Origin of the sequence: Shewanella vaxholmensis, assembly GCF_031932135.1 — a bacterium.
Lineage (GTDB): Bacteria > Pseudomonadota > Gammaproteobacteria > Enterobacterales > Shewanellaceae > Shewanella > Shewanella hafniensis.
On sequence record NZ_JAUOEV010000022.1, the window covers coordinates 32,978 to 59,345 of the forward strand.

General features: G+C 44.7%; 24 protein-coding genes and 1 pseudogene. 18 read left to right on the forward strand and 7 right to left on the reverse strand.

The window, feature by feature from the left end:
• Positions 1 to 36 precede the first annotated feature (36 nt).
• The 6 genes from Q4Q46_RS17130 to Q4Q46_RS17155 all read left to right on the forward strand — a co-directional run bounded on the left by Q4Q46_RS17130 (position 37) and on the right by Q4Q46_RS17155 (position 3,849).
• A complete protein-coding gene (locus Q4Q46_RS17130) occupies positions 37 to 534 on the forward strand; it encodes a GNAT family N-acetyltransferase (protein WP_106650284.1) in 498 nt (165 codons plus the stop codon).
• Between the two features lie 193 nt (positions 535 to 727).
• Positions 728 to 1,351, forward strand: a complete 624-nt coding sequence (locus Q4Q46_RS17135; protein WP_259512915.1) for a 2OG-Fe(II) oxygenase — start codon at positions 728 to 730, stop codon at positions 1,349 to 1,351.
• Positions 1,352 to 1,701: 350 nt separating this feature from the next.
• Positions 1,702 to 2,307, forward strand: coding sequence for a GNAT family N-acetyltransferase (locus Q4Q46_RS17140; RefSeq protein ID WP_106650286.1), 606 nt, complete (start codon positions 1,702 to 1,704; stop codon positions 2,305 to 2,307).
• 19 nt (positions 2,308 to 2,326) lie between these two features.
• A complete protein-coding gene (locus Q4Q46_RS17145) occupies positions 2,327 to 2,791 on the forward strand; it encodes a GNAT family N-acetyltransferase (protein ID WP_311906566.1) in 465 nt (154 codons plus the stop codon).
• A gap of 31 nt (positions 2,792 to 2,822) precedes the next feature.
• Entirely contained in the window at positions 2,823 to 3,227 is a 405-nt protein-coding gene (locus Q4Q46_RS17150) for a hypothetical protein (protein WP_106650288.1), read from the forward strand.
• 226 nt (positions 3,228 to 3,453) lie between these two features.
• Positions 3,454 to 3,849 (forward strand): hypothetical protein, encoded by a 396-nt coding sequence (locus Q4Q46_RS17155; RefSeq protein ID WP_106650289.1) that lies wholly within the window; start codon positions 3,454 to 3,456, stop codon positions 3,847 to 3,849.
• Between the two features lie 85 nt (positions 3,850 to 3,934).
• Here Q4Q46_RS17155 and Q4Q46_RS17160 read toward each other — a convergent pair whose 3' ends face one another.
• Positions 3,935 to 4,780, reverse strand: coding sequence for a substrate-binding periplasmic protein (locus tag Q4Q46_RS17160; RefSeq protein WP_311906567.1), 846 nt, complete (start codon positions 4,778 to 4,780; stop codon positions 3,935 to 3,937).
• A 137-nt stretch (positions 4,781 to 4,917) separates the two neighbouring features.
• Here Q4Q46_RS17160 and Q4Q46_RS17165 point away from each other — a divergent pair, with 137 nt between their 5' ends.
• The 10 genes and pseudogenes from Q4Q46_RS17165 to Q4Q46_RS17210 all read left to right on the forward strand — a co-directional run bounded on the left by Q4Q46_RS17165 (position 4,918) and on the right by Q4Q46_RS17210 (position 17,636).
• Entirely contained in the window at positions 4,918 to 6,081 is a 1,164-nt protein-coding gene (locus Q4Q46_RS17165; protein ID WP_311906568.1) for a DUF2157 domain-containing protein, read from the forward strand.
• Positions 6,068 to 7,267 carry a DUF4401 domain-containing protein gene (locus tag Q4Q46_RS17170; protein ID WP_311906569.1) on the forward strand — a complete coding sequence of 400 codons (1,200 nt, stop codon included), beginning with the start codon at positions 6,068 to 6,070 and terminating at the stop codon, positions 7,265 to 7,267. The genes Q4Q46_RS17165 and Q4Q46_RS17170 overlap by 14 nt, the downstream gene beginning before the upstream one ends.
• The gene (locus tag Q4Q46_RS17175; protein WP_311906594.1) at positions 7,267 to 7,782 is read left to right on the forward strand and encodes a GDYXXLXY domain-containing protein; all 516 of its coding nucleotides are present in this window, start codon (positions 7,267 to 7,269) and stop codon (positions 7,780 to 7,782) included. The genes Q4Q46_RS17170 and Q4Q46_RS17175 overlap by 1 nt, the downstream gene beginning before the upstream one ends.
• A gap of 313 nt (positions 7,783 to 8,095) precedes the next feature.
• Positions 8,096 to 10,930 carry an ExeM/NucH family extracellular endonuclease gene (locus Q4Q46_RS17180; RefSeq protein WP_311906570.1) on the forward strand — a complete coding sequence of 945 codons (2,835 nt, stop codon included), beginning with the start codon at positions 8,096 to 8,098 and terminating at the stop codon, positions 10,928 to 10,930.
• A 339-nt stretch (positions 10,931 to 11,269) separates the two neighbouring features.
• Positions 11,270 to 11,770, forward strand: a pseudogene (locus Q4Q46_RS17185) (transposase); the annotation flags it as partial.
• A gap of 76 nt (positions 11,771 to 11,846) precedes the next feature.
• Positions 11,847 to 12,824, forward strand: a complete 978-nt coding sequence (locus Q4Q46_RS17190) for a transposase (protein WP_311906571.1) — start codon at positions 11,847 to 11,849, stop codon at positions 12,822 to 12,824.
• Positions 12,825 to 13,727: 903 nt separating this feature from the next.
• Positions 13,728 to 14,927 (forward strand): alpha/beta hydrolase-fold protein, encoded by a 1,200-nt coding sequence (locus tag Q4Q46_RS17195; RefSeq protein WP_107947158.1) that lies wholly within the window; start codon positions 13,728 to 13,730, stop codon positions 14,925 to 14,927.
• A 45-nt stretch (positions 14,928 to 14,972) separates the two neighbouring features.
• Positions 14,973 to 15,443 carry a hypothetical protein gene (locus Q4Q46_RS17200; RefSeq protein WP_107947159.1) on the forward strand — a complete coding sequence of 157 codons (471 nt, stop codon included), beginning with the start codon at positions 14,973 to 14,975 and terminating at the stop codon, positions 15,441 to 15,443.
• A 108-nt stretch (positions 15,444 to 15,551) separates the two neighbouring features.
• Complete coding sequence (locus Q4Q46_RS17205) at positions 15,552 to 16,901, forward strand: serine hydrolase domain-containing protein (protein WP_107947160.1); 1,350 nt, start codon at positions 15,552 to 15,554, stop codon at positions 16,899 to 16,901.
• Positions 16,902 to 17,243: 342 nt separating this feature from the next.
• On the forward strand, positions 17,244 to 17,636 hold the full coding sequence (locus tag Q4Q46_RS17210; protein WP_107947161.1) for a DUF6678 family protein: 393 nt from the start codon (positions 17,244 to 17,246) through the stop codon (positions 17,634 to 17,636).
• 209 nt (positions 17,637 to 17,845) lie between these two features.
• Here Q4Q46_RS17210 and atcC read toward each other — a convergent pair whose 3' ends face one another.
• Genes atcC through atcJ form a run of 4 tightly spaced genes read right to left on the reverse strand, consistent with a single transcriptional unit; the run spans position 17,846 to position 20,347 of the window.
• Positions 17,846 to 18,742 carry a cold adaptation protein AtcC gene (atcC, locus tag Q4Q46_RS17215; protein WP_311906573.1) on the reverse strand — a complete coding sequence of 299 codons (897 nt, stop codon included), beginning with the start codon at positions 18,740 to 18,742 and terminating at the stop codon, positions 17,846 to 17,848.
• 11 nt (positions 18,743 to 18,753) lie between these two features.
• Positions 18,754 to 19,512, reverse strand: a complete 759-nt coding sequence (gene atcB / locus Q4Q46_RS17220) for a cold adaptation protein AtcB (RefSeq protein WP_263185176.1) — start codon at positions 19,510 to 19,512, stop codon at positions 18,754 to 18,756.
• On the reverse strand, positions 19,512 to 20,039 hold the full coding sequence (gene atcA / locus Q4Q46_RS17225; RefSeq protein WP_115015148.1) for a cold adaptation protein AtcA: 528 nt from the start codon (positions 20,037 to 20,039) through the stop codon (positions 19,512 to 19,514). The genes atcB and atcA overlap by 1 nt, the downstream gene beginning before the upstream one ends.
• Positions 20,040 to 20,062: 23 nt before the next feature.
• Positions 20,063 to 20,347 carry a cold adaptation protein ActJcold adaptation protein ActJ gene (gene atcJ, locus Q4Q46_RS17230; RefSeq protein WP_311906576.1) on the reverse strand — a complete coding sequence of 95 codons (285 nt, stop codon included), beginning with the start codon at positions 20,345 to 20,347 and terminating at the stop codon, positions 20,063 to 20,065.
• Between the two features lie 215 nt (positions 20,348 to 20,562).
• On the opposite strand from atcJ, the gene Q4Q46_RS17235 reads away from it, so the two are divergent.
• Positions 20,563 to 20,730 (forward strand): hypothetical protein, encoded by a 168-nt coding sequence (locus tag Q4Q46_RS17235; protein ID WP_311906577.1) that lies wholly within the window; start codon positions 20,563 to 20,565, stop codon positions 20,728 to 20,730.
• A gap of 10 nt (positions 20,731 to 20,740) precedes the next feature.
• On the opposite strand, the gene ppx is transcribed toward Q4Q46_RS17235, so the two are convergent.
• Together ppx and ppk1 are read right to left on the reverse strand one after the other, a co-directional pair.
• Positions 20,741 to 22,303, reverse strand: coding sequence for an exopolyphosphatase (gene ppx, locus Q4Q46_RS17240; RefSeq protein ID WP_311906578.1), 1,563 nt, complete (start codon positions 22,301 to 22,303; stop codon positions 20,741 to 20,743).
• Between the two features lie 41 nt (positions 22,304 to 22,344).
• Complete coding sequence (gene ppk1 / locus Q4Q46_RS17245; protein WP_006081332.1) at positions 22,345 to 24,516, reverse strand: polyphosphate kinase 1; 2,172 nt, start codon at positions 24,514 to 24,516, stop codon at positions 22,345 to 22,347.
• A 375-nt stretch (positions 24,517 to 24,891) separates the two neighbouring features.
• On the opposite strand from ppk1, the gene yegD reads away from it, so the two are divergent.
• A complete protein-coding gene (gene yegD / locus Q4Q46_RS17250) occupies positions 24,892 to 26,364 on the forward strand; it encodes a molecular chaperone (protein ID WP_259544303.1) in 1,473 nt (490 codons plus the stop codon).
• Positions 26,365 to 26,368 lie beyond the last annotated feature (4 nt).

Consider the following 26,368-nt stretch of genomic DNA (forward strand, 5'->3'; position numbering starts at 1 on the left):
TTTATAAACATTGTCTATTTTTAGTGGAGAAATCCTATGCAAGTGGCGCGTACTCCGAGATTAATCCTGCGGCAGTTAACCCCAGCCGATGCTTCATTTATGTTAGTCTTGCTCAATAGCCAAGGCTTTATTGAGAATATAGGGGACAGGGGAGTACGCACGCTTGTGCAGGCCAAGGATTATATCCTCAATGGACCAATGAAAAGTTATGCCGAATGTGGTTTTGGCTTTTATGCCGTGGTGCTTGCGGAGAACGGATTCACCATAGGAATTTGCGGTTTAATCAAACGGCCGACGCTTGATAATGTCGACATAGGCTATGCATTTTTGCCGCAATATTGGGGTAAGGGTTACGCATTCGAAGCCGCGAAAGCCGCTTTTGATTTAGGCAAAAGTTTAGGTATCGAGCGTATTGTGGCGATTGTGAGCGCCCATAATGGCGCGTCAAAGGCATTGCTGAACAAACTGGGATTACAGTTTGAGCAGTGTGTGCAGCTTAGCCCAGATGATGAGCCAGTTGAACTGTTTAGTTGAATTTAAGCTGTTGTTTATAGTGATTTTTATTTTATTGTAATTCGGCGTTCTTTACTCTAGAATTCTGAAAATTTACTGTTGAGATATGGCAATCATATCTCGTATCGACGCCCCTCGAAAATCAGGCTCATTTAATCCCTCCTTGAGCCCTTGAGTACAGCAAAAGCGTAGCCCTTTTATTGGATGTAGCATAATGGTTTCGCAATTAAGTGAAGCAATGCTGGACGTGATCGCTGATGCCTTAGTAGACAAAGGCTATATCTTTTTACCTGACTTAGTTCCAAACAATATAAGCCAAGTGCTATTGGAAAAAATTCAATCAACGCAAGCACATGAGCTAAAAGCTGCGTCCATTGGTCGTGGCGCAGAGCAGCAATTAAACCCCGACATTCGCCGCGACAGAATACAATGGCTAGAAGAGCACAACGAGCCTGATGCCCAATATCTTGAACTGATGACGCAACTCAAAAATGGCTTAAATCGTCGTTTGTTTATGGGGTTATTCGACTATGAAAGTCACTATGCGGTATATCAGCCTGGGGCATTTTATAAAAAGCATGTCGATGCGCTAAAAGGCAGTCAAAACCGTATCTTAACCACAGTGTTTTTCTTAAATCCTGACTGGAAAGCGGCTGATTGTGGCGAGTTGATTATCTATGATGAAGCTGATATTGAGATTGAACGCATCGCACCTAAAATGGGTCATTTTGTGATTTTTCTCAGTGAGCGATTTCCCCATGAAGTGACTAAAACCTTAGCCCAGCGCAATAGTATTGCGGGTTGGTTTAGGGTCAGTAACAGTGTGCATGGCTTTTAACTTTAGATTTTAACTTTTGCCTCTAACTATGGTGGCTAGCTTCAACGGATAGCAAACGCTTAAATACTGAACGCAGATTTAGGTGTTTGCTGTTATTGGCCCCGATTGCTTATCTCATTTCGCGACGTATTCTGTGATAGCAGTATTGACTCCAAGCGGATTTAACTGCCATTCACTCATTTCTCAAATTTTTTACACTCTTAAGCTTTAGGTAATCTAAGCCGTCGACAATAGGACAAATTTGTCCAATCATGCTGAAAATAGGGTGTTTTTTTATTCTCGTTTAATGTTAGGCTAGATAAAAATGTGCGCAACAACACACTTTTCTATTATCTAACGGAGGCGAGACTGTGGGCTGTGAAGATAACTTAGGTTGTTTAACGGGTGAGCATATTGTGCTTGAGCCTTTATCTTTGTCCCATGTGGCGGCATTGAGTTTAGCTGTAACAGATGGTCAGCTTTGGCGTTTGTGGTTTACTAGTGTGCCAGAACCCGCCGAGGTGAAGTCCTATGTGACTAAAGCCCTCGAAGAAAAAGCGCGGGGTCAGAGTTTTCCCTTTGCTGTGCGGGATAGAGTGAGCGGTGAAATTGTCGGCTGCACGCGAATTTGCAATTGGGAGCCTGAAAATCGTCGCCTTGAGATTGGCTACACTTGGTATGCAAAACGTGCCCAGCGTACGGGGATCAATACCGAAGCTAAGTTATTACTATTGACCTTTGCCTTTGAAACCTTAGATGCCATTGCCGTTGAGTTTCGAACTCACTGGCATAACCAAGCCTCCAGACAAGCGATTGCGAGACTAGGTGCTAAGCAAGATGGTGTGTTGCGTAATCACAAAATTCTTAAAGACGGCACAATTCGCGATACTGTGGTGTATTCCATTATTGATGCTGAGTGGCCAGCGGTGAAAAACAGTTTGCAATTTCGATTGCGACAACACCCGCCAACACTCTAACGATACCAAGGAAAGGCCCATGGCAAGCATTATAACTCGAGCAGATGTGACTCAAGCCCATGAGATTGCAGTGTTATTCAATGAGTACCGACAGTTTTATGGGCGCAGGGATGATGTTGCGGCGGCGGAGCAGTTTATTCAAGCAAGATTATTAGATGAGTCATCGGTGATATTTATTGCCAAAGATAATCAAGGGCTTGGATTAGGCTTTGTGCAAATGTATCCCAGCTTTTCATCGTTACGTATGGCTCCAATGTTGATCCTCAATGATGTGTATGTGACTCAACATGCCCGATGTGTCGGTATTGGGCGAGCGTTAGTGCAGCAGGCCGCCAGTTATGCCAAAGCGCATAATATGAGTTATTTGATGTTAGAAACACAGCAAAAAAACCAGCGCGCACAGGGCTTGTATGAAGGCTTAGGCTTTGTGCGTAACCAAGATTTTTATATCTACGAGCTTGAGATCCACCCAGGGCTTGAGTAGGTTTATTTATGACGATTAAAAGGAAAGTAACATGTTAACTCAGGTAAAAACATTGGTATTAGGTGGTTTAGTATTGAGTGCCAGTACCGCAGTTTGGGCTGATGAAGCAGAAAAAGCGTTTAGTAAAGAAGCCATTGAGTGTGCCGCTTATTACCAAATTAGCTCAGAAGCTATTGGGGCGATGAATGCACCGCAAATGCAGGCTGTGGGTGAGCGTTTAAAAAGCTCTAAAATTGAATCTGAGAATTTAGCCAAGAAATACAGCTCTGAAGCTGAAGTGACTCAAGCAGTTGCCGACGCGAAAGCGCGTCAAATCGAAAGCTTAGGGGGCTCAAGTAACTTAGGTGCGTTAATGGGCAAATATAAAGAAGAATGTAAAAACCTATTAGCCGATCCACAAAAGCGTTTAGATTATTGGACTATGGCGACTATGTAGTCGGCAGGTTTGAGTCAGCACAGGTTTTTAAGCATGTGATTTTGAGCATTTGACTTTGAGCATTGTGAATTGAAATATGTGATGTAAGGGAGCCTAAGGGCTCCTTTTTGCACTCTGCTGAAACTCAACTGGGGTTTTCAGGGTCTTATCGCTAGGGTTGCAATTTTAGTTCTGTTTACGCTTTATCTTCAAACACCAGCCAATATGAGCAATAACGAGGAGCAGTATGGTTTTAACATTAATGGCAGCAACTGTCTTGAGTGCTGGAGTCTGTGGATACCATTTGATCTATGGTAAGCGTGTTCTATTGGCGCCGCTGTTAAAGGCCAATGTTTCCCAGCAGAGCAAGCAAATGCTGCGCTGTTTATTTCATTGTCAGTCAGTGTTTTTTGTGGCCTCAACTGCGGTACTTTTGGCCTGTGCACTTAGAGTGATCCCAGGTATGTATGCCTATAGCTTATTGTTATTTCTTGGGATGAATTACGGGATCTTTGCAATTTGGCAGTTTTATATTGCCACTTTAAGCCCGCCAAATAGTGGCCAGATGATTATAGTGCAGGCTTTAATTTTTTTGCTGATTGGCACTTTGGCAATGCTTGGGCCTCTGTTGTCTGTCGCATAAATCGCTAATCATGCTCAGATAATCATCGCGCTTGACGCGTTAACGACTTGGCGAAACTAACTGCGCTAATAGTGTGAATAAAAAATTATTGGCTCGACTGGATTGCGTATTGGGCAGCGAGTTCGGTGAGTTTGCCATTGTTGATGAGCTGCTGAATCCAGTGTGTTAGCTTCTTAGCATCGAGTGATGAACTGTGGTTAAGCAAGATGCCATTATCGTACTTTTGGTCCCATTTATCTGATATTAAAAGTAAATGCCTGTCTTGTGGGTTAGCCTTTAAATAATACTGTAAATAGGAATGAGTGACAGGAGCGATATCAGCCCGTTCGCGCAAAATGCTTTCGATAGAGGCTCTATTGTTGCTAACAAACAAAGGGCGAAATTGCTTTTTCAGCGTTTCAGTATCAGTTTCAAAGTGGGCAAACTGATAGTGATAGCCCTTAACGAATGCGATTGATTTATTGGTTAAGTTTTTGAAATAATTTTGATTATGGGCTTTGGCCCTAAGCGCAATAAACACTTCTCCATCTATCATATTTAGCGGAATAAACTGATCCGCAATTTTTTGCCATCCCCAGGCGGGATTCTCAAATATCATCATGTCGAAGCGGCCTAACATATAGGCTTTATATCTGTGCTCAATACTGGTGACGGTAAATTCAAAAAACACTTCTTGTTGTATTTGATTCAATGCATTAATGATATCGAGGGTGAGGCCTGTGTAACGGCCATCCTGTTGTAGATCCACATAGGGGGCAAATGGATAACCACCGACACGAATAGTCGGTATCGTGTTGGGGGCTGTTGTATTGGGGACTATTGTATTAGGTGCTGTGGGTGGCTGATTGTTATCTTGGGCGATTGCGGCCGAAAATACGCTGATCCCTAAGATGAAACTAAAGAGTAGACGATACAACAGTCTTATTACCATGGTCACCCCTAATCATGCGAAAGGTTAATGATTTTTTACAAGTATACACAATTTAATTTACTCAACGCTGTCGATGTTGTGCGAATTTTGAATAGGTCATAGTAAGCTAGCGCAAACAGGATGAGGGAGAACTCACATTGAGCCAGATAAAATCTCAAGTGTGTGGCTGGGTTGAACAGGGACATATCACGCAAGAGCAAGCGAATACGCTTTATCGGCAGGTTACAGTGTTGCCAGATAAGTCGAGCTGGCGCAGTTTAATCGCTAACCTATTGCTCTGGTTTGGCGCGTTAAGCTTTGCCTCTGGGGTAATTTTTTTCTTTGCCTACAATTGGCAATCCCTCGGGCGTGTTGCCAAATTCGGGCTGATTGAAGTGGCGATAGTGCTCGCCATCGCCGCATTTGCTTGGCTCTATTATCGTGCTAATTCCCTTTCTGCGGCTTCCCATTACCTTCGTCACAGTCATAGTAACCACAGTAATCAATGCAACGACAGCAACGACAGCAGATTTGGTGCGACGACAGCCAATGGCGTGTTACTGGCCGCGAGCGTATTGGTGGGCGGTTTATTAGCGCTGGTTGGACAAACCTACCAAACGGGCGCCGATCCTTGGCAGCTATTCGCCCTATGGGCGTTAGTGATTTTACCCTTTGCGTGGGTGGCAGGATTCGATGGTTTATGGCTGCTGTTGGTGGGGCTTATTAACCTAAGCATAGGGATATTTTTGGATTCCTTTTCCCATTTATGGGGAGCTTTCTTGGATGAGCAAAGCCAACTGCTGATCTTTATCTGTTTGAATTTATCTTTTTATTACGCTTTTGTATTGTTAGGCCGTAACGTCGCGGGGCGTTGGCACGCGCCAATCCTCGAATATGCCTGCTCATTGTTTGCTATGGGTTGTTTTACTTGGTTAATCACTTGGTTGATTTTCGACGATCTTTTTAAGTCTGATGGCGCGAGTACTTGGATCATTTGTGGTTATTTTGCCCATCTGATATTTGGATTCGTTATTTTTCGCTATCGCTTACCGCGCATTTATCCCTTGGCCTTGGGCGGTTTTAGCTTGATTGCCGTGGGCGCTGCGTTACTGATCCGGCTGATGTTTGAGGACAATGATCCCATAGGCGGGTTTCTGTTTATTGGGCTTTATATCATTTTAGCAAGCACAGGCTTGAGTATTTGGTTAAAGGAACTCAGTCGCAAGCTTAAACCACTGTCAGAATCTATGTCAGAATTAGAACCTGAGCCCGCAGCGAGAGCGACCCAAGGGAAAGTGGGAGACATTCATGAGCAACAATAATGGCTTACCGGATGGCGACATGGTGACCAATTCTTTAACGAGTTCAGTAGCGACTCCTTTAAAGTCTCCTTCAAAAGATAATGCCGCTTCAATTGATGCATCGGGTGAATCCAGTCTGATAACCCTGTGGCAATCCTTGTATGCCGAGGGCAAAGTCAATACGCCCCAAATGCCTGAAAACCAGGATATTCCTTGGTATATTGCCGCTATGCAGGCCTTTGCCGCTTGGATAGCCGCTTTGTTTTTATTGGGTTTTATGATGGCGGCATTTGGCGCTATTTTTGAGCGGGTAGGTGAGGGCGTCGCCTTATTTATCGGCTTAACCTATTTAGCCGTGGGCATTGGTTTGTATTTTTTGCCGCGGCAACAGATCTTCATTGAGCAATTTGCTTTTGCCGCCTGTTTGAGTGGTTTAATCAGTGTGGCTTGGGGATTCTATGATTTAATCGACAATGATTTTAGCCTCAACTGGTATCTGTGTATGGCAGGTATTCTCTTGCTGTTGTGGGGCTTAATTGCCCATGGATTAGCCCAGTTTGTGTTCGCGTTTGGCTTAAGTTGGTGCGTGATTGGCCTCATGGCTAAATTCGAATGGCTCAATGTCAGCCCAAGTCTGTTTGCCTTAATTATTAGCTTAGTGTTGTTCAATATCAATCGGTTCGGACGTCATTACCGCCGCGCGCGCATGCTTATCTACGGCTTTGCACTGGCATTAATTACATTGCAACTGATGCATGCCTTTAGCATGGACAGTATTTTTGAAGCCTTATTCAGTCCTTGGCAACAAAGTCTGTGGTTCACGCTAAGCCATCTGTCGATTATTTTTGTCATTTGCGGATTATTGTTGGTCAGCGTATTTCGCAAACGCCAACAATCACTTAACTCAATGGCGGCGATAGGCTGTTTTCTCGGTTTAATGGTTATTAGCGGTTTATCTTTACCTATGCAGGGATTATCGACGGCTATCCTATTGATTCTGCTTGGCCATTATTGCAATGAGCCTTGGCTAAAAGGCATGGGAATTGTGTCGGCGCTGTTGTTTGTCAGCGGATATTATTATTCCTTAGAAACAACGCTACTGCTGAAATCTGCTTATTTGATGGGTTTAGGCGCGCTGTTGCTGGTGGCAAGGATGCTGGTGTGGCGGTTATTTCCTGCCAATGAAAATGCCAAGGAGACGATGTGATGGGCAATGTGATGGGAAAACTGGCAGCTTCACATAAATGGTCGCTGGGCATAGTATTGTTCACGACTGTTGCGATTCTCGCTGGCGTGAATTGGCGCATTTTCAAATTCGAACAACTGCTTAATCACGGCCAAGTCGTGCGCTTTGCATTAGCGCCAGTCGATCCGCGCTCGTTAATGCAGGGGGATTACATGGCGCTGGAATATGCTATTGCCCGCGATGTGAACAGCGCCTTAGCGCCGCAACAAATGCAGGGTCAGTTGTTGCTGGCACTAGATGGGCAAAAAGTGGCGCGTTTTATGGATTTTTATACCGACCAAGCGCTGGGTAAAGATCAGCTGCGGGTGCAATTTCGTGTTCGTGGTAATCAAATCAAGCTCGCATCGAACAGCTTTTTCTTTGAAGAAGGGCAAGCCGATCATTTCAGTGCGGCTAAATACGGCGAGTTTAGGGTGAACGCCCAAGGTGAGTTACTGCTGGTCAGTTTACTCGATGAAAAACTTGAGCCCTTATAGCCCTGCGTCGGGGCTTTCATCCATTGGCTCTGCTTATGTTGTTAAGAGCGATTTATACCCATTACATTGATTATTTCTGGCCGCATTTGTAATGGGCGGCCAGCATTCCCCGTACTGCTTTCTTCCTAGTTCTGATCGCTAAATCGCACCAATAATATCAACCTTAAGTTGCAACTTTGGCGCAACCAATTTGTAACCTTAATCCTCTATAGTATTGTCAGTGTTCGAGGTGACATCATCTTGAAGCATCTAAGCACATCAATTAAATCGCAATTCAATACAAAATATTAAAACAATACATTTAGGGGTCTCAATGTTTAACACTAAAACTGTGCTGGCGTTAGCCATCAGCAGCGTTTGTGGGCTTGCCCATGGCGCGGATAATGTGATCATTTCAGAATACGTCGAAGGCAGCAGCAACAATAAAGCCATCGAACTGTATAACCCAACTGCGGGCGTTATTGATTTAAGCCAATACCAATTGCGTTTCTATTTCAATGGCAGCACCAACGTCGGTACGACCATAGCGCTCACTGGGTCATTAGCGGCGGGGGCGACGTATGTGGTTGCCGATAACGACGCGTCTGCCGATATTCTTGCGGTTACCAATCAACAGAGTAACGCCAGCTTCTTTAACGGCGACGATGCGATTGAACTGACTTATCAAAATCAAGTGATTGATAGTTTAGGTCAAGTTGGTGTCGATCCCGGTGCCGAGTGGGGCAGTGGTGATTTATCCACTCAAGACAACACCCTGCGCCGTAATCCTGATCAGCTGATTGCCGATCCCATCAGTGACGATGCTGTCAGCTTTAGCACTTGGTTAGGTTTTGCGAAGGATGATATTTCTGATCTCGGTAAATTCAGCGCGGGCACGCCAACCGATCCCGTCGACCCTCCACCGAGTTCTTTAGTGTGCGGCGAAGAAGCCACAGCAATTCATGCGCTTCAAGGCGCGGGCGCTGCCAGTCCTCTTAATGGTCAAACCTTAGTGGTTGAAGCGGTTGTCGTCAGTAATCAAGAAGCCGGTCTTAAGGGCATTTTTGTACAAATGGCTGATAACGAAGCCGATAGCGATCCACAAACCTCGGAAGGGGTGTTTGTGTATACCGGCACTGCGCCTACTGCGTATGTGGCGGGCGATCGTATTCGTTTAAAAGCCAAAGTCACTGAATATCAAGGCTTAACTGAACTAACGACTGTATCAGATCATAAGTTGTGTGCCACTGCACAAGCATTGCCAACAGCGGCTGTGGTGACCTTACCGGTTAACAGCAGTGATGATTTTGAGCCATTTGAGGGCATGCGTGTTCGTTTCAGCCAAGATTTAGTGGTGAACGAAGTCTACAACCTAGGTCGTTACGGCGAGATTTCATTAGGCAGTCAGCGCCACTTTATTGGTACGCAAGTGGCTGCACCGGGCGCGGATGCGCTGGCAGTGAGCGCTGCTAACCAACGTGACAGTATTTTATTGGATGATGGTTTAACGGCGCAGAATCCTGATCCTGTGCAATTCCCCGCTCCTGGTTTGAGCGCATCAAACACTGTGCGTGTAGGCGATAAAGCCACATCGCTTACGGGTGTGATGCACTATGGCTTTAATTTGTATCGCATTATGCCAATCGAGACGGTGAACTTTGTAGCGGAGAACCCACGTCCAATCGCACCCACATTGGTTGAGGGCGGTAATCTAAAAGTCGCTAGCTTTAACGTGCTTAACTACTTCAATGGTGATGGTCAAGGTGCAGGTTTCCCAACTGCCCGTGGTGCCAATACGTTGAGCGAATTTGAGCGTCAAAAGGCGAAGATTGTCAGCGCCATGGTGGGCATTAGTGCCGACGTATTTGGCTTGATGGAAATCGAGAATGATGGCTTTGGCGCTAATTCGGCCATTGCTGATTTAGTCGCAGGTTTGAATGCCGCTGTGGGTGAAGCGCGTTATGCTTATATCGCGCCAACAGGCATGAATGCGATTGGCACCGATGCCATCACAGTTGGCTTGATTTATCGTAGCGATAAAGTCACGCCGCAGGGCGCTGCACGCATTCTATCCAGTGCCAATTCGCCATTAGATAGCGATCAAAAGCCCCTGTTTGATGACAGTAAAAACCGTCCAATGCTGACCCAAGCCTTTAGCGTTAACGGCAGTGAAGAGGGCGTGGTTGTTGCGGTTAATCACCTTAAATCTAAGGGCAGTGAATGTGCGGGCGATCCTGATCTCAATGATGGTCAAGGCAACTGTAATATCACTCGTACCCGTGCGGCGACGGCTGCAGGTCAATGGATCAGCGAGCAATATCCAGATCAAGGTGTACTGCTGATTGGTGATTTGAACGCCTATGCGAAGGAAGATCCATTAACGGCGTTAGGTAACGCGGGCTTTAGTGAGCTGTTTGCCAAACTTGAAAAGCCGAACCCTTATTCCTATGTGTTCTCGGCAGAATCGGGTCAGTTGGACCATGCTTTAGCAAACGCTGCCTTGTTAGATAAAGTGGTGGATGTGACTGAATGGCATATCAATACCGACGAACCGCGCGTTTTGGATTACAACGAAGAGTTTAAGACGCCTGCTCAAATCCAAGACTTATTCGCTACTGATGCGTATCGCTCATCGGATCACGATCCTGTGGTGATTTCACTCTTGCTCGAAGCGGAAAAAGTCGCGCCAGTGGCCAGTTTTACTCAAGTGGTGAATGGTGCTGCAGTGCAACTGACATCCACTTCAACCGACAGCGATGGACAAATCGTGTCTGCCGAGTGGAGCTTTGGTGATAACACAGTGGCAGTGGGTGAGGTAGTGACTCACAGTTACAGCCAAAGCGGCGAGTATCTGGTCACGCTAACTGTGACTGACAACGATGGCTTAACCCATAGCACGTCACAAACTGTGACTGTGGTGGTTGGAGAGGTAAAACAACCGCCTGTTGCGCAAATTCAACGTATCAATTTATTGTTCGTCGATATGTTTATCTCGACTAGCTACGATACCGATGGCGTAATCAAGCAACATAAGTGGACGTTCGACAACGGCACCCGCGCTAACGGTCAAGTGGTATTGCGCCTTGCCCGCCGTGGACAACACACAGTTGAACTGACCGTTAAAGATAACGACAAGTTAACGGATACTACGACGCTGACGTATCGTTAAGTCAGTCCTTTTATTCCGCTGATTTTAAGTGACGCCAAGCCCGCAGCCGCGGGCTTTTCTTTTTGCCCAAAAGCAAGATAACGTTATCGTCAGTTGTTGCTACACATCAATTCTCATTGTTTCCCCAGTGACTCACCGCCTCTTTATTTAACTAGAAGTATCCCAGAGGGCTCTACTAAAATATCCCTATTTTAGAAGGTTACAGGTGCAACAATGCCAATTTTAACTAAAGCTTCTGCTGTTTGTTTAGCCAAACAGTAAAAGTGGACACCCAGCCTAAATAGCGCAGTTGTTAACCTCCGACTATGCTTGGGTTAAGCATTAAACAAGGAGGTTTGTATGCCGCGCCCACGCAGAACTCAGATAAGTGTTGAAGACACACCCTATTACCATTGCTGTAGCCGCGTTGTGCGGCGTGCGTTTTTGCGTGGTGATGATGTCTATTCGGGGAAAAACAATGACCATCGCCGCGCTTGGGTAGAATCACTACTGTTTGAACTTGAAGCCGTTTTTGCCATTGATGTGGCGGCCTTTGCTGTGATGTCCAATCATCTGCATGTGGTGCTGCGGGTCGATATCGACAGCGCCAATCGTTGGACTGACCGCGAAGTACTTGAGCAGTGGCATAAGCTGTTTAAAGGCGATGAATTAACGCACAAATTCGCCAAAGGTGAGTTAGTTGAGGCGCATGAAGTTCACAGATTAAAGCATTCAATTGCCATTTATCGCAGCCGTTTATGTGATATCAGTTGGTTTATGCGCTGCCTCAACGAACCCATCGCAAGGCAAGCGAATCAAGAGGATAACTGCACAGGTCGTTTCTGGGAAGGTAAAAGAAAAATGGACATCCAGTCTTAATGGCATGGTAATTAACCACCGACTATGCTTGGGTTAAGCATTAAACAAGGAGGTTTGTATGCCGCGCCCACGTAGAACTCAGATAAGTGTTGAAGATACTCCCTATTACCATTGCTGTAGCCGCGTGGTGCGGCGTGCATTTTTGTGTGGCGATGATGCCTATTCGGGAAAAAACTATGACCATCGCCGCGCATGGGTAGAATTGCTACTGTTTGAACTCGAAGCGGTTTTTGCTATTGATGTGGCGGCCTTTGCAGTGATGTCCAATCATCTGCATGTGGTGCTGCGGGTCGATATCGACAGCGCCAATCGTTGGACTGACCGCGAAGTACTTGAGCAATGGCATAAGCTGTTTAAAGGCGATGGATTAACGCAAAAATTCGCCAAAGGTGAGTTAGTTGAAGCTCACGAGGTCAACAGATTAAGGCATTCAATCGCAATTTACCGCAGCCGATTATGCGATATTTCATGGTTTATGCGTTGCCTTAATGAACCGATAGCAAGACAAGCAAATCAAGAAGATAACTGTACAGGTCGTTTCTGGGAAGGTCGCTTTAAATCGCAAGCCCTGCTCGATGAAGCCGCTGTGTTAACTTGTATGGCCTATGTTGATTTGAATCCTATTAGAGCGCAACTGGCTGATACACCAGAACAATCCGACCATACCAGTATTCAGCTGCGTATTCGGGCCGCATTAAAAGGTGAGCAACCTAAAAATCTACTGCCTTTTATCGGTAATGAGCGCGACAACCAGCCCAATGGCATTGCGTTTTTATTATCGGATTACCTTGAATTGGTCGATGATACAGGTCGAATTATTCGAAGTGATAAACGTGGGGCAATCAGTATAAATAGCGCTAAGTTACTTGCAAGATTAAATATCCCACATGACAATTGGCTCAAGCTCACCACTGAGTTTGGCAAGCTATTTCATGGTCCGGTGGGTACGCTGCAAGCACTCACTGATTACTGCGAACATCTAGAAAAGCGACGACGGCACTTTGCGGCAAGCTGTCAGCACTTTCACAGCAACTAACTGTAATACTGCTTAACCAAACCAATCACTGCCCATTTGTTTTATTGGGTGGGTTAGCATGTCTTAAATACACCATTTTTTAATGAGTTAGCTCATTTTTATGCTTTAGCTTTAGCCCTTCAACTGTTGATGACTCTCATTTAAGCAATTTTAGCTCGTACAAGTTGTAGACAAACCAAAAGTGCATTATGTTGTTGATCTAAAATGGATGGCCAGATTTTGATAACCTATTTTTAGGGGCAGTATACTTTGATGCTGACACTTGAAAGTTAAAGTAAATTTTCGATATGAATATGACTGAATTTGTGTAAATTTAGGTACGATTATTTACTGTTATTTTGGCGATAATGTCGATACTGGGGCTGAGATTGTGAGCTTTCATGGCAGTCGAACCGGCAAGTTTTGATGTGCAACAAAGCCAAACTTAAGTCATTTCTCAATATTAAAGTCCGTCATAAAAATCTAGGCTCAAAACTAGCTAGCATTCGGCTGGTGAATCGCAAGCTTGTAACCTCATTGCCCTAAAAATTATCTCCTATATCCAGCGTTCAACTGCGTACCACTAATGGCTGAAACTGGATCGTTATACCGTATATTTTCAATCGCTTGGTATTGAGTGATTTTAAGTTGATATCGGCGGGGGTTATGCTAAGTGTCTGATTATATTGTTTTTAAAGTTAAACCCTTAAAAGTTGCTGTTTTTAGATAATAGGTTTTGAGAACAAGCATGCGCGTTTTTATGATGGATTCTTGTATATGAAAAGCGATAGAAAGCTGTTAGCTTTTAGTTAATACATATAATTAAGAGTGCGCGTTTTTACTGGTCTAATGAGGTAAGTACGTATGCGAACAATGCAAGTATTAGGTTTTTAAATCACAATCAAAATCACAAAAAGGACTTTGATGCGTTTTTTAATTTCATTACTCTTTGTTTTTACCGTTGCTATATCTGAGGCTTCTGCATCTGTGTCTTCTGCGTTAGATAAAGTGACTATTGGAGAAAATTTCATTATACATTCTGAAATTATTGGCGAAGATAGACCTATTTCAGTGTATATACCAAAGGGAGTAAATACAGGTGATTCTCTATATGTTATCTATTTACTTGATAGTGAACACCATTTTCATACCGTCACGGGCATAGTGCAGTCTCTAGTCGACTATGAACAAATACCCAAAACAATGGTTGTTGGTATTCAAACAACAAATCGTCCTCGTGACTATCTCCCTAAGATAAACGGTGAGCCACAAACCAAATTTCAAACATTTGTAAAATCTAAATGGCCTGATTCAGGGCAAGATAAATTTTTAAAATTTCTAAATGATGAGCTCTTTCCGTATATTGATAAAAATTATACTACCTATCCTCACAGAACAATTATTGGTCATTCAAATGGTGGGACATTAGCACTTTCAGCTTTATTTGAGCGCCCAGAACTGTTCAATAATTACTTAGCTATAAGCGCCAATGGATGGTGGAGTTATGATGAAATAATTCAAAATTCAAAAAAACTAATAGAAAGCAACCGTCCTAAACAAAAACTTTTTATTTCGGTTGCTGGTGAAGGTAGTCAATTCTATACGGGTACATTAGAGCTATTAACCAACATGGAAAGGAACAAACCCGTTAATCTAGACTGGAAATTTGAACACTATCCAGAGCGTACTCACATGAGTGGCATATTACCTGCGATAACGAGTGGGCTAGAGTATTTGTATGCTGATGTTAATTTTAAAATCACCCCTGAGTTGGCTAAATATGCGAACATATCAGTCGTTAAAAGTTACTATTCAGATTTATCTAAGCAGTTTGGCTTCACTGTTTCAGCCCCTGTTGATATTTATGTAGAATTTGCAGAGCAACAGCAAATGAACCTGCGAGAAGAAGAAGCGCTTAAGACATTAGAGCAATTTGTACGTGATTACCCAGAACATTCATATGCGCATATGAAACTTGCTCAAGGTTATGCTAAGGTGAAAAAATTTAATCAATCCTATGAAGGTTTTGTTCAAGCACTTAATTTAGCAAAACAACAAAAGAAAGAAACGAACATTATCGATGCGCTTCAAGATATGGTTAATCAAGCTCAAACAAAACTTTAGTAATAAAAATCCATATAAGGTATTAAAAGTCCTCGGAGATCAAAATTGCTTAAAGAGTATGTACATAGATTTAGGAATGCCCTAGTAAAGGCCGCAGAGCTTGAATCCTACCGTTTATACAAGCTAGGCCGATGGAATGAGCTTAATTCTTTTCCTTTTGGGTCATGTGACATCGCTAGTAATTTCCTTGCCATGTACCTGAAAGAAAAAGGTATAGAATCTAAAATCATATGGTGTGGAAATGCACTCGAGCAGTACAGCTCAGTAAAAAGTCATGTGTGGCTTGAAGTCGATGATACATTTATAGATATAACAATTTCGCAGTTTCCGGAGTACGACAATAATCGGATACATATCTGCAAGAAAAACTCCCCAACTATGCTGATGGAGATTTATAAGCATTGCAAAGAACTTGGCCACCACAATTACCAAGAACGGGAAATACAATTAAACTCCGCATCTGAAAGTGGGCAGCCTTTATATGAAGAAATTAAGAAGCTAGCAGATGGAGGGTAAAACTTTTAATAAGGCCAGCCAGAGGGCCGAAAAAACTGCCGCTTCGCTCTGTTTTTTCGGCCTCTGCTGGCGGCGTTATATTTTCTTTGCAAAGGCGTGTTTATTACCATGGTAAAAAAGTTACTGTTTAGCTCTCTATTTTTTGTTACCTGTGTGAATGCAAAACAACACGATTTTTCCGTCATGTTAGCTTGCCATGCATCATCGGATAAGCCGGGACTTGCAATCAGTATCGAGCAATCTGGAAAGCATATTTTCAAAGGCGCACTTGGGGTTGCAGATATAAGCACTCGTGACCCCTTAAAAGTTGATAGTATTTTTCAGATCGGCTCAATCTCAAAGCAGTTTACGGCCGCTGCGATACTTCAACTCGTTGAGAATAATAATTTATCCTTAAAAAATACTCTGGATGATTTTATTACAGATCTTCCAGTTGAGTACGCAAAGCTAACGATTGAAAGTGTTCTAAGTCATACTTCTGGGCTGCCAAATTACAACTCGGATGTAGGGATCAGGCAGCGATGGGACAAATACGCCACCATTGATGAAGTGATCAATGTAGTGAGTAAAATGCCAGTGCTGACAAAGCCTGGTGTTGATTATGCGTATTCAAATACCGGATATATTTTGTTAGGAAAGGTGATTGAAGCCGCTTCTGGTCTGACATATAGCGAGTATTTGCAGCGGAATATTTTTTCTCCTTTAGGCATGAAGAATTCGTTTGTTGTGACTAAAGGGGTAAGTTCAAAGCAAATTGTGAGAGGTTATACCGCAAATAGCGATGAACCTAATGCGTATTTTACTCCCGAAATCGTTGACCGTAGTTGGATTTATGCGGCGGGTGCAATTGCATCGACTCTTGACGACATGAGCTTGTGGCATCGTGGTTTAAGTTCTGGGAAGGTAATTTCGGCTGCAAATTATCAGCTGATGGTAACTAGAGCAAAACTAAACAACGGGGAATCAGTCAATTATGGGTTTGGCACTGATGTATACCCGATAAGCGGTCAACCGTCGTACAGTCATCAAGGGCAAGTGCCTGGTTTTGTGGCATGGTCAGTCTATTTTCCTTCGCATGATTTACTTGGCACAGTATTCGGCAACAATGACGCTGTTCACCCAGGCCCAGCTTTGTTAAATATGATTGCAAGGCAACTTAACCTTTCACCAGCGCCAATTGCTCATCAAAATATCACAGAACAAGCTAAGACTCTGATTGGTAAATACAAAGGTACAGACGATACGATGATGACTGTTACATTTGATGATGGGCAACTCAGTGCGAAAACCAGCAATGGCGTCATTCGAAAATTAGTGCTTCGGGAAAATAACTCATTTTCATTTGCATGCACCGAGGATTATTATCAACTTCGAGAGCAGGATGATAAGCGTTTGCTTGTTCCTGTCAGTATTTACATGGGTGAGCGAGCACCTTTAGTTCGAATGGAAATACAATAATCACCATTAAAAATGACTCGTAACAAGTTGCTCGCGTTTGTGGCGGGCGAGCATCCAAAGGAAGGACTTGAACAACATTCTTGTTTAACTGCCAGTTCGCTGTCCATGGCTCTCGTTCATAAACTTAGAATCCCTAGGCTTCTATTCACCCTGTCGACGAGCAAATACGATGGCAAGCCAATATGAGTAGGTCAAACCAATAAGCGCTCCACGGTTTAAAATGGATGGCCTAATTTATTGCCCATCATTTTATCTGTCATTTTAATTAGTTTTTATTGGCAATATATATCTATTAAAGCTATATCATTTAGTTTTTCACTTAGTCGCTTGAGACACTAAAAAATGAATTCTGAAGTTTTGAAGTATGTAAACGAGCATCAGCTTTCGTCTGTAATGAATAAAACAAAGTGGTGCGAGCTTGAAAAGGCATTAAATGGATCTGAAGACTTTATTCCCTATGTGCGATACAAATTGATTTATGATGAAAACCCTAATGCAGGTTTTACTGCTGTGTGGTGGCCCGAGTTACTTGAAATAGCAGAAACCATTGAGTGGTTAGAAGTTGATCCATTCAAAAGAGAATGGCTAGGCCGATTAGTGGCGGATCGAGTGACGGACTTTTCTGATGTTGTAAGCGCACAATTAGCCCAATATTCAATTCCTTATTCAATAGAAAATGGCATGTTTAGAATTTGGGGTTATCTGAGGAGGGATGAATCTCCAGAATTTATCTAACTGAAGAGTTTTATCTCTGTAAGTCACTTATTTTAAAGCTAAAACCTCTCAAAACTGAGACCTAGGTACTGATTGTTGGGATTGAGCATAGAGACAAAAGACATTAAAAAAGTGCTTTATTTTTCAATAAAGCACTCATTTTTAAGCGACTCAAGCACTCGTTAACGTACTGAACACAGTACTGATTAAAGTCCCAATCAAAGTACCGATCAAAGTACTATGTAGAGTGGCCAGCCAAGGAGGCCGACGAGACCTTCCTTGTGTTCGAATCTTTCTAAGCGTTCGGGTGAAGCGTCGCTGAGTAATAGTTCGCGGTAGCTTTTCGCAAAGTACAGGGTACGCAGTAGGGCGGGGGCAAAGTTTTTGCCGAGATCTTTACTGATGGTCTCAGCGAGTTCTGCGGGCAATTCTGCTAATGCTTTCTGAGTTTCCAATTCAATATGCTCACGGGTAAACCATTCCTCTTTTAAGGTGATTTTGCCGATACGCTTTTTCAAATCCTGTCTGACTTTGGCGCCATCAAACAACAATCGATACAGTACCGCTTCGGCTAATACACTCTCTAGATTGAGAAAGTCGAGCGGATCATAGCTCGATTGGGCATAAAACTGTGCCAATAGCGCCGCAATCGACTGTTGGCGCTGATGCTCAAGCAGGGCATCTTGATAGGCTTCATAACCTAGCCACTCTTCTGCATCGGGTGGGCTGGACACTTGTTCGAGCAAGAACTTGTCGACATCGCCGTACAGTGACTTGCCGTTGACGAGTTTATGCTTGCTGACAGTGCTGAGCATGCTCCAGCCTTTTTGAAAGCATTTGACTACGCCATCGGCGGTGATCAACAGGCGTATCGCCTGCTGCGGGTTTTGGTTTGACAATTCCATCAAACCAAGACTCACCACACCAATGACATCGTGCGCCGCTTGTTCGAGCAGGTGCATTTTATACTTGTTGTAAAACTTATCGGCCAGTTTGAGGCTCATCAAAATGGCTTTGGATTTGATTTGTGACAGCTGTTCACCGCTCAGCGTTTCGTCTGCTTGGCCTTGGATCAATACCTTGCTCAGGTATGGTCCTTGATCTACATCACGCAGTACCAGTTGCATCAAATAATTCCTTAATCCAAAAAGCTAAACATATCATCGACTTCAGCGTATTCATCCGTAACTTGGTTTTTCTCTTTGGCTTGAATAACCAGCTCGTTGACAAACTTGCTGATGATCACTTCCCAACCTGAGCTTTCGTTACGCAGCAGACTCTTAATGGCTTTTTCAACATCGGGCGCGAGCTCGTGGATCAAGGCCATTAGGCTGCGTGGGTCGTCTATGCTGAGGCTGTGTGCATCTTCACTGGCGACGCGGCTGTCGTAGCCGATGGTTTCAGTGTCTTCTTCGTCATCATAGAGATCTGTGTAGCCGTCTTCATCTTCATGTTTTTCGCCTAACATCATTTCGATGAAAGGGATCGACAGGTAGAAGAGGCCCGCAGGATCTTCGGCGATACATTCTAGAATCGCAGTTTGCTTTTCTTCGCTATCTTGAATGCGAATTAAATAGGTCAAAAAATCAAAGGTATGCTGAATAAGTTCTTCGGCATTGTTTTTGATTTTTTCTTCCCAGTACAAAGGTTGCTGACAGACGATGTCGCGAATTTGTTCCGGGGTCATGAGTTCAGACATGATCGAAGGACAAGAGATATCATGGTGACTGTTGATTTGCGTCAGCGTGACGATATCCATGTGTTCGATAACTTCGACTAATTGCTCGTCGCTCATGGTATTTGCAATGATTTCAAAGCGTTTGCTCGCTTGTTTTGGCTCTACGTCCGCCAACTCTTTAATTTCGGCGACGGTAATCTCAATGAGACTAGTGTTCATTAGCGGTCCTCATCATCGTAGTGATCGTAGTAGCCATCTTCCTCTTCGCCTTCATCATCGTCGTCGTTATCTGAGGTGCCAACATAATCGTTGTCATCATCTTCATCGTCGTGATGTTTTGCTGCTGGCGTTGCTTTACCTTGAGTTTCAAGTAAATACAGCACGGCGCAGCTTTCAATCAGTAAGGTTTCCGAGTAACCACGCACGGCTAACACTAAAGGTAAATCAGCATTGTTAAAGCCAATCGTGACTTTAAACTCATCCCACTCGGGTTGAGTTGCCGTGTTTATCCAATGTGCCCACTTGAGTTTGGCTTCGGCGGGAAACTTAATTCGACCGTAAAGCGCGACAGGCAGGTACTCAGGCACAGTATCAAGCATCTTAGGATCGGCTTCTAACACCTTTTTGATTTGGCTAGTAAATTGCTCTAGCGCTTTAGGTGTATCGGGATCGTCGTAGGACTCGATATTGTCGTAGGCATTATTTTTTAGCTCATTAATGCGTGAGATATTCAGTTTTTTGACCATTTGGCACTTACTCTAGAAAACGCTCAAGGATAAAATTGATTCCACAGCTCGCGCATGGCGCTAGCGGGATCGGTCACTATGACGTTATTGAAATCTTTGATAAACGCATTTCGTCGCTTAGGATCTGACAACACATCATAAGCATTTTTAACGCGTTCAAGTTGTACGGCGGCTTGCTGCTTTTCCTCTTCCGAGGCGCCTAACAACTTGTCGGGATGATATTTGTTTGACAGCCGTCGATAGGCTTTTTTAATGTCGTCTTCTTTGGCACTGGGTTTTATACCGAGCACACTAAAGTGGTTAATCATACTTGTACCTGCAGGCGATGGGGCTGATATCGCGAGATAAAAAGGGTTTGACTCTGATTATCTTTAAATTCGTGGAATTATGATTAGTCAGCCGTGGATGATAGCAGAAATCCCCACTCAGCGGCAAACGCGCGAGCAGGAATTTGTGCTTTAGTGAAGGGTTAAAAATCCTTTAAACTTTAATCTGTTGTGGCGCATGGATTAAGTCAACCGCTATGCTGTTGAAATCCCGTTACCAAGCCAGATTGACAGCTAACTTCACCTTGTTTTTAGGCGAGATAATTGCCCTCGATTCTGGGCAATATTTTAGCACCGAATCCTTCGCTAAAATCATTCACACAGAGCTAACTCACACTCGCCTCAGCCACGTTCGGCAGAGTTAACGCCGAACAGCTAAGTCAAACTAGACACTAATCGCAGGTTCATCCCAAGGGTGAGCATTTGCTTCTGTTCCCGCTGTAAATCCTTCATAAACAGGCTGATTTTTCGCTTATGGCTAGGTAGCACTAGCATGAGCCCATCGGGGATCACTTTAATATGATCTAAGGTCAGCGTCTTGGCGATACGGCCAAGGTTGAGCAAGATCGCAAGTCTCAGCAGGCAGAGCAGGCGATTCAACGTGAGCTTATGGTTGGGATCGAGTTCGGCGAGCATTAATTCGTTGGGCTTTTTTCTGTGGTTGGTGATAAGCCGCGCTAAATCCAGCTGCAAGGCTTCACTAAACCCGGGTAAGTCACTGTTGCTGATGATATAGCCACCGTGTTTGTGCAGGGACTTTGAATTAATGTGTAGCCCAATCTCATGTAAGGTTGCGCCATAGGCGAGCAAGCGTGCATGGGGCCTTAATTGCCATTCATCGGCGACCTGTTCAAACAAGGCCATGGCGGTGTCGCGTACCTTAGCGGCGTGGGCCATATCGATATGATAAAGCTGGGCAATACTGTCGACGGTGCGGTGGCGAATATCCTGATACTGACCAATCTTTGCCAGTTCATAGAGTACGCCTTCACGCAGTGCTCCTGGGCTAAACTCGAGCTTTTGTATCGGTAAGCGCCTAAAAAAGCTGATTAAAATGGCAAGTCCGGCGGGCACTAAAGGAATGCGTTTATCATCGACATTGGCAAATTGAATTTGGCTAATATGGCCACATTTGATCAACTTGATTTTGAGCTGTTTGAGTCGTGGCAGCGTGATAGTTTCATCGCCGTGTTCTTCTTGAATCGCTTCGCAGATGGCTTTCACTGTGCCTGAGCTGCCTAACGTCAGCTCCCAGCCGCCCGCGAAATATTCCTTGGAGAGCGAGGCGAACTGTTTGTCGGCCGCGCTTTGAGCATCACGAAATGAGGCAGGGGTGATGAGTCCATCGATAAAGAAACGCTCGTTAAAACTCACGCAACCGCAGCGCAGGCTAGATAACTGGGTTGGGGTATTCTTTTTACCGATCACGACTTCGGTCGAGCCACCACCAATGTCGATGACTAAATTACTTTTTCCAAGCACTTGGCTTTGGGCAATGCCGTTATAAATCAAACGCGCTTCTTCATGGCCTGAAATCACTTCCACCGGATAGGGCATGATGGCGAGCGCGGCCTCGATAAATTGATCGCGGTTTTTGGCGATTCTGAGGGTGTGGGTGGCCACTAATCGCACTTGCGCTTGGTCGAGATTGGAAAATCTTTGATTAAAATCCCGCAGACAATTGAGGCCACGTTCTATGGCGTCATTGTCGAGAATATTCTGCGCATTGAGCCCAGTGGCGAGCTGAACCTGTTGTTTTTCTTTGTGTAAAATCTGCAAGCTGCCATCTTGCTCACGGGCGATGACCAGATGAAAACTGTTCGATCCCATATCGATGGCAACAAAGTGGCGCGATTTAGCATTTGCGGGCGCATTGGTTTGTGGTGCCTGCGACTTTAGTAATGTGTGTTGCTGTGTGTGCGAATGTGTGGCTACCAATCGGATTATCCTTAGGCAATCAAAGCGATATAAAGCCAGCGTTAGCTGGCTTTGGCCTGTAACTCGGGCGTTATGTCTGGCTCAGCGTTGCTCTCTCGCTCAGCATCACCCTCATGGGCGGACATACGTAAGGCATTAAATTCTTGCAGTTGGCGCTTCTCATAATTAATCAGATATTGATAAATGGCAATTTGAGAACGCACTTTTCGTTTGTTACCCCGATTTCGATAGGGGTTACTTTGTTCTTTGTTGATGACCCGCGCTTTAGTATTGTCATTGAATTGTAAGGATAAAATATCCATTATCATTTGTTTTAGGCGCAGATCATAAATCGGCACACTCACTTCGACGCGATTATCTATGTTGCGGCTCATCCAATCGGCGGAGCAGATAAAGAGTTTGTTCTCGCCGCCAGCGTGGAACAGCATCACCCGTGAGTGTTCGAGGAACCGATCAACGATACTGTAGACTTCAATGTTATCGCTGATCCCGGGTATTTGCGGGATAAGCGAGCACATACCGCGAATGAGTAACTTAATTTTGACCCCAGCCGCCGATGCTTCATAGAGCTTTTGGACCAAGGATTCATCGAGTAAGTTATTTAGTTTTAAGGTAATCGCCGCCTTCATATGGCTTTGGGCATTAACGATTTCATTATCAATTAAGTGACTCAGTTTTTGTCTGGCATCGTAGGGCGACACAATTAAATGCTGGAAGTTATCGCGGCGATACGGATGTTCAATCAAGTCAAATACTTGCTCCACTTCACGGGCAATCTCTTGATTGGCGGTGAACAGCGACAAGTCAGTGTAGACCCGCGCCGTGCCTTCGTTAAAGTTGCCTGAGCCGACGTGACAATAGAGTTTGATTTCCCCTTGTTCCTCACGGCCAATCAAGCACAACTTGGAATGCACTTTTAAGCTGGTGATACCGTGGTGAACTTTGACGCCCGCTTCGGCCAAGATGCGGGTCCATTCGATGTTGGATTGCTCATCGAATCTGGCCCGCAGTTCAATTACAGCGGTGACTTGTTTGCCGTTTTTCACTGCATCGATAAGCGATTGCATCACATGGGATTTTTTCGCCACTCGATATAAATTAATTCGAATAAAGCGCACCGCAGGATCGTAGGCCGCTTGGCGCACCATTTCGGTAAAATGGGAAAACTTATGGTACGGATAGTTGAGCATGATATCGCCCATTCGAATCGCATCGAAACTGTTGGCGCTGCGGCCAAAACCTGCACTATTAAGCGCCGGTAGTTTTTCGTTTTCGAGGTAGTCGCGGCTCGGGTTGGGGAAGGCGATAAAGTCTTTAAAGCTGTGATAGCGCCCACCTGGGATCAAGCATTCGGTCGAGCTGATGTTCAGGTTTTCTTTGAGCATCACCAACATGTGCTCAGGCATTTCTTTGTCATACACTAAGCGCACCGGCTCGGCAGTCAGACGTTTTTTGAGGCCCTTAGTCATTTTTTCGAGCTGAGTTTGCTCTAACTCGTCGGTGATATCAAAATCGGCATCGCGGGTTAACTTCATCGAATACACTTCGATAGCATCGTACTCGAAGAAGGGGCCAAAGAGTTCATCGACGCAGTGGCGAATAATGTTATCTAATAAAATCAGATATTTTTTCGCTTTACTCTTTTCAGCGGGGAGTTCGATAAACCGCGGTACGTTTTTAGTGGGCACTTCGACTAAGGCGTATTGACGGCGAGCCTTAGTGAACAAACACACACATAAATAGGTGGCGTCGTCGTTGATTTGTTTGATCAAATCGCGATTGTTATTGACGATAAGCGGGGCGATATGGCGTTTAAATTGATCACGAAAATGCTTTTTCAGCCAGTCGCTGTGGAACTCGCTTAATTGTTTCTCATTGATTAACAAAATATTACGACGCACTAGCTCGCGCATTAAATCCGTGTATATGCCGTCGAACCTTTCTTGCAATGCCATCACTTTCGATTGGATTTTTGCCATTAAATGGCGACTGTTGCTGCGACCTTCCTGCAGGGATGACAGCAGAATCGAGCGCCTGACCGCAGCCACGCGTACTCTAAAAAACTCATCCATGTTATTGGAAAATATCCCTAAAAAGCGCACTCGCTCCACTAAAGGAACATTGGGATCGCAGGCTTCTTGCAATACCCGCTCATTAAAAGACAACCAAGAGAGTTCTTTATCAATCGAAAGTTTATCGGTATTCGGGGACACTGCACAGCTCCTTTAAGCAAGCGTCATGGCGCAATATACAATAGCATTCATCCGCCTTTGTGCAATCAGATTTACTGCCTACAAGTGAAGGAATTTCAATGATAAATACTGCGTACATGCCAAAATCAGTCTGGGATTTATCTGGGATAAAGATACGAGGGAAATATGTCAGCTTGATGACGAGTGTGACAGAAATATGACCTTAAGATGATCATCTTGGATTGGACTGAAATGCTGCTCGTGCAACTGCGATTGACGCATTGAGCCCGCTATACTCGCTGCCAGTTTGCGAGTCAATCCGGCAGTGTTAACTCCTTGGGCATTATCGCAAACTATGTTATCTTTCTCGGCTTTTTTATCGCGGGAGTAAAAGGTATGTTTGTTGGATTTGATTATGGTAGTGCTAACTGCGCCGTAGGGATCATGCAGGGTGATGATGTGCAGTTATTGGCGTTATCAGAGCAATCAGCTTATTTACCTTCGACCTTATATGCGATGGACAGGGAACTGATCGCCGAGGCGGTTTATCGTGGTCTTCCTATTGAATTAAAAGCCGATTACGCCAAAAAGCGCGCCGCACAATTGAGCCGCGCCCGCATGGTGCGCCATGAGTTAGATCTCGACGCTGATGTTCAGGCCGTGTTTGTCGGTGAGCAGGCGGTAAGCGCGTATTTAGAGATGCCGGAGGAAGGATTCTATGTCCGTTCGCCAAAATCATTTTTAGGTGCAACGGGTCTCAGACCCGAGCAAGTGGCCTTGTTTGAAGACATAGTTACCCTGATGATGCAGCACATTAAAGTGCGCGCCGAATCTGTGTTAGTTGAAAAGGACCTTGCTAAACAAGGCGCTGCGGCAACGATTACCCATGCGATTATTGGTCGTCCGGTGAACTTTCAAGGCATAGGCGGTGAAGAGAGTAACCGTCAGGCCGAATCCATTTTGACCTTAGCGGCAAAACGTGCGGGTTTCGTCGACGTTGATTTTCTGTTCGAGCCGTTAGCGGCGGGGATGGATTATGAAGCGAGCTTGACCGATAACAAAACCGTGCTGGTTGTCGACGTGGGCGGCGGTACAACTGACTGCTCTGTGGTCAAAATGGGACCCGCCCATAAACAAAAAGCGGATCGCAGTGAAGATTTCCTCGGCCATAGTGGTCAGCGAATCGGTGGTAACGATCTCGATATCGCCCTTGCAATGAATGCCTTTATGCCGCACTTTGGTTTAGGCTCTTTAATGACCAATGGCAAACCTATGCCCAGTAAAGCTTTTTGGAATGCGGTAGCGGTAAATGATATTAGCGCCCAGCGGGAATTCAGTACCTTAAGCAGCCGTAAACTGATTGATGAATTGGTGAAAGAAGCCGAGCAGCCACAGTTACTCAACCGACTGTTAAAAGTGCAACAACAGCAGCTAAGCTATCAGTTGGTCCGTCAAGCCGAACGCGCCAAAATTGCCCTGTCGGATGCCGAGAATACAGATATCAATCTCGATTTTATCGAAGCGGCGCTGCACGCGGGTGTGAGCCGCAATTTGTTTGAGAATGCTATCGAGCCTTCACTGACAAAAGTAGAAGCCCTGATGCATCAAGCACTTGCGCAAGCGGCAAAAACCTTAGCGGCTGACGGCTTAGCTCAAGACTCTGTGAATCACGAGAATGTATCTGCCGACAATGCTGCAGAATGCAAACCTGATGTGATTTACGTGACAGGTGGTACGGCGCGAAGCCCTGCGATATACGCGAAAATTGCTGGTATTTATCCCGATATTCCGGTCGTGGTCGGCGATCACTTTGGCTCTGTGACAGCAGGGTTAACCCGCTGGGCACAAAAGCTATTTGCTAAGCACTAACATA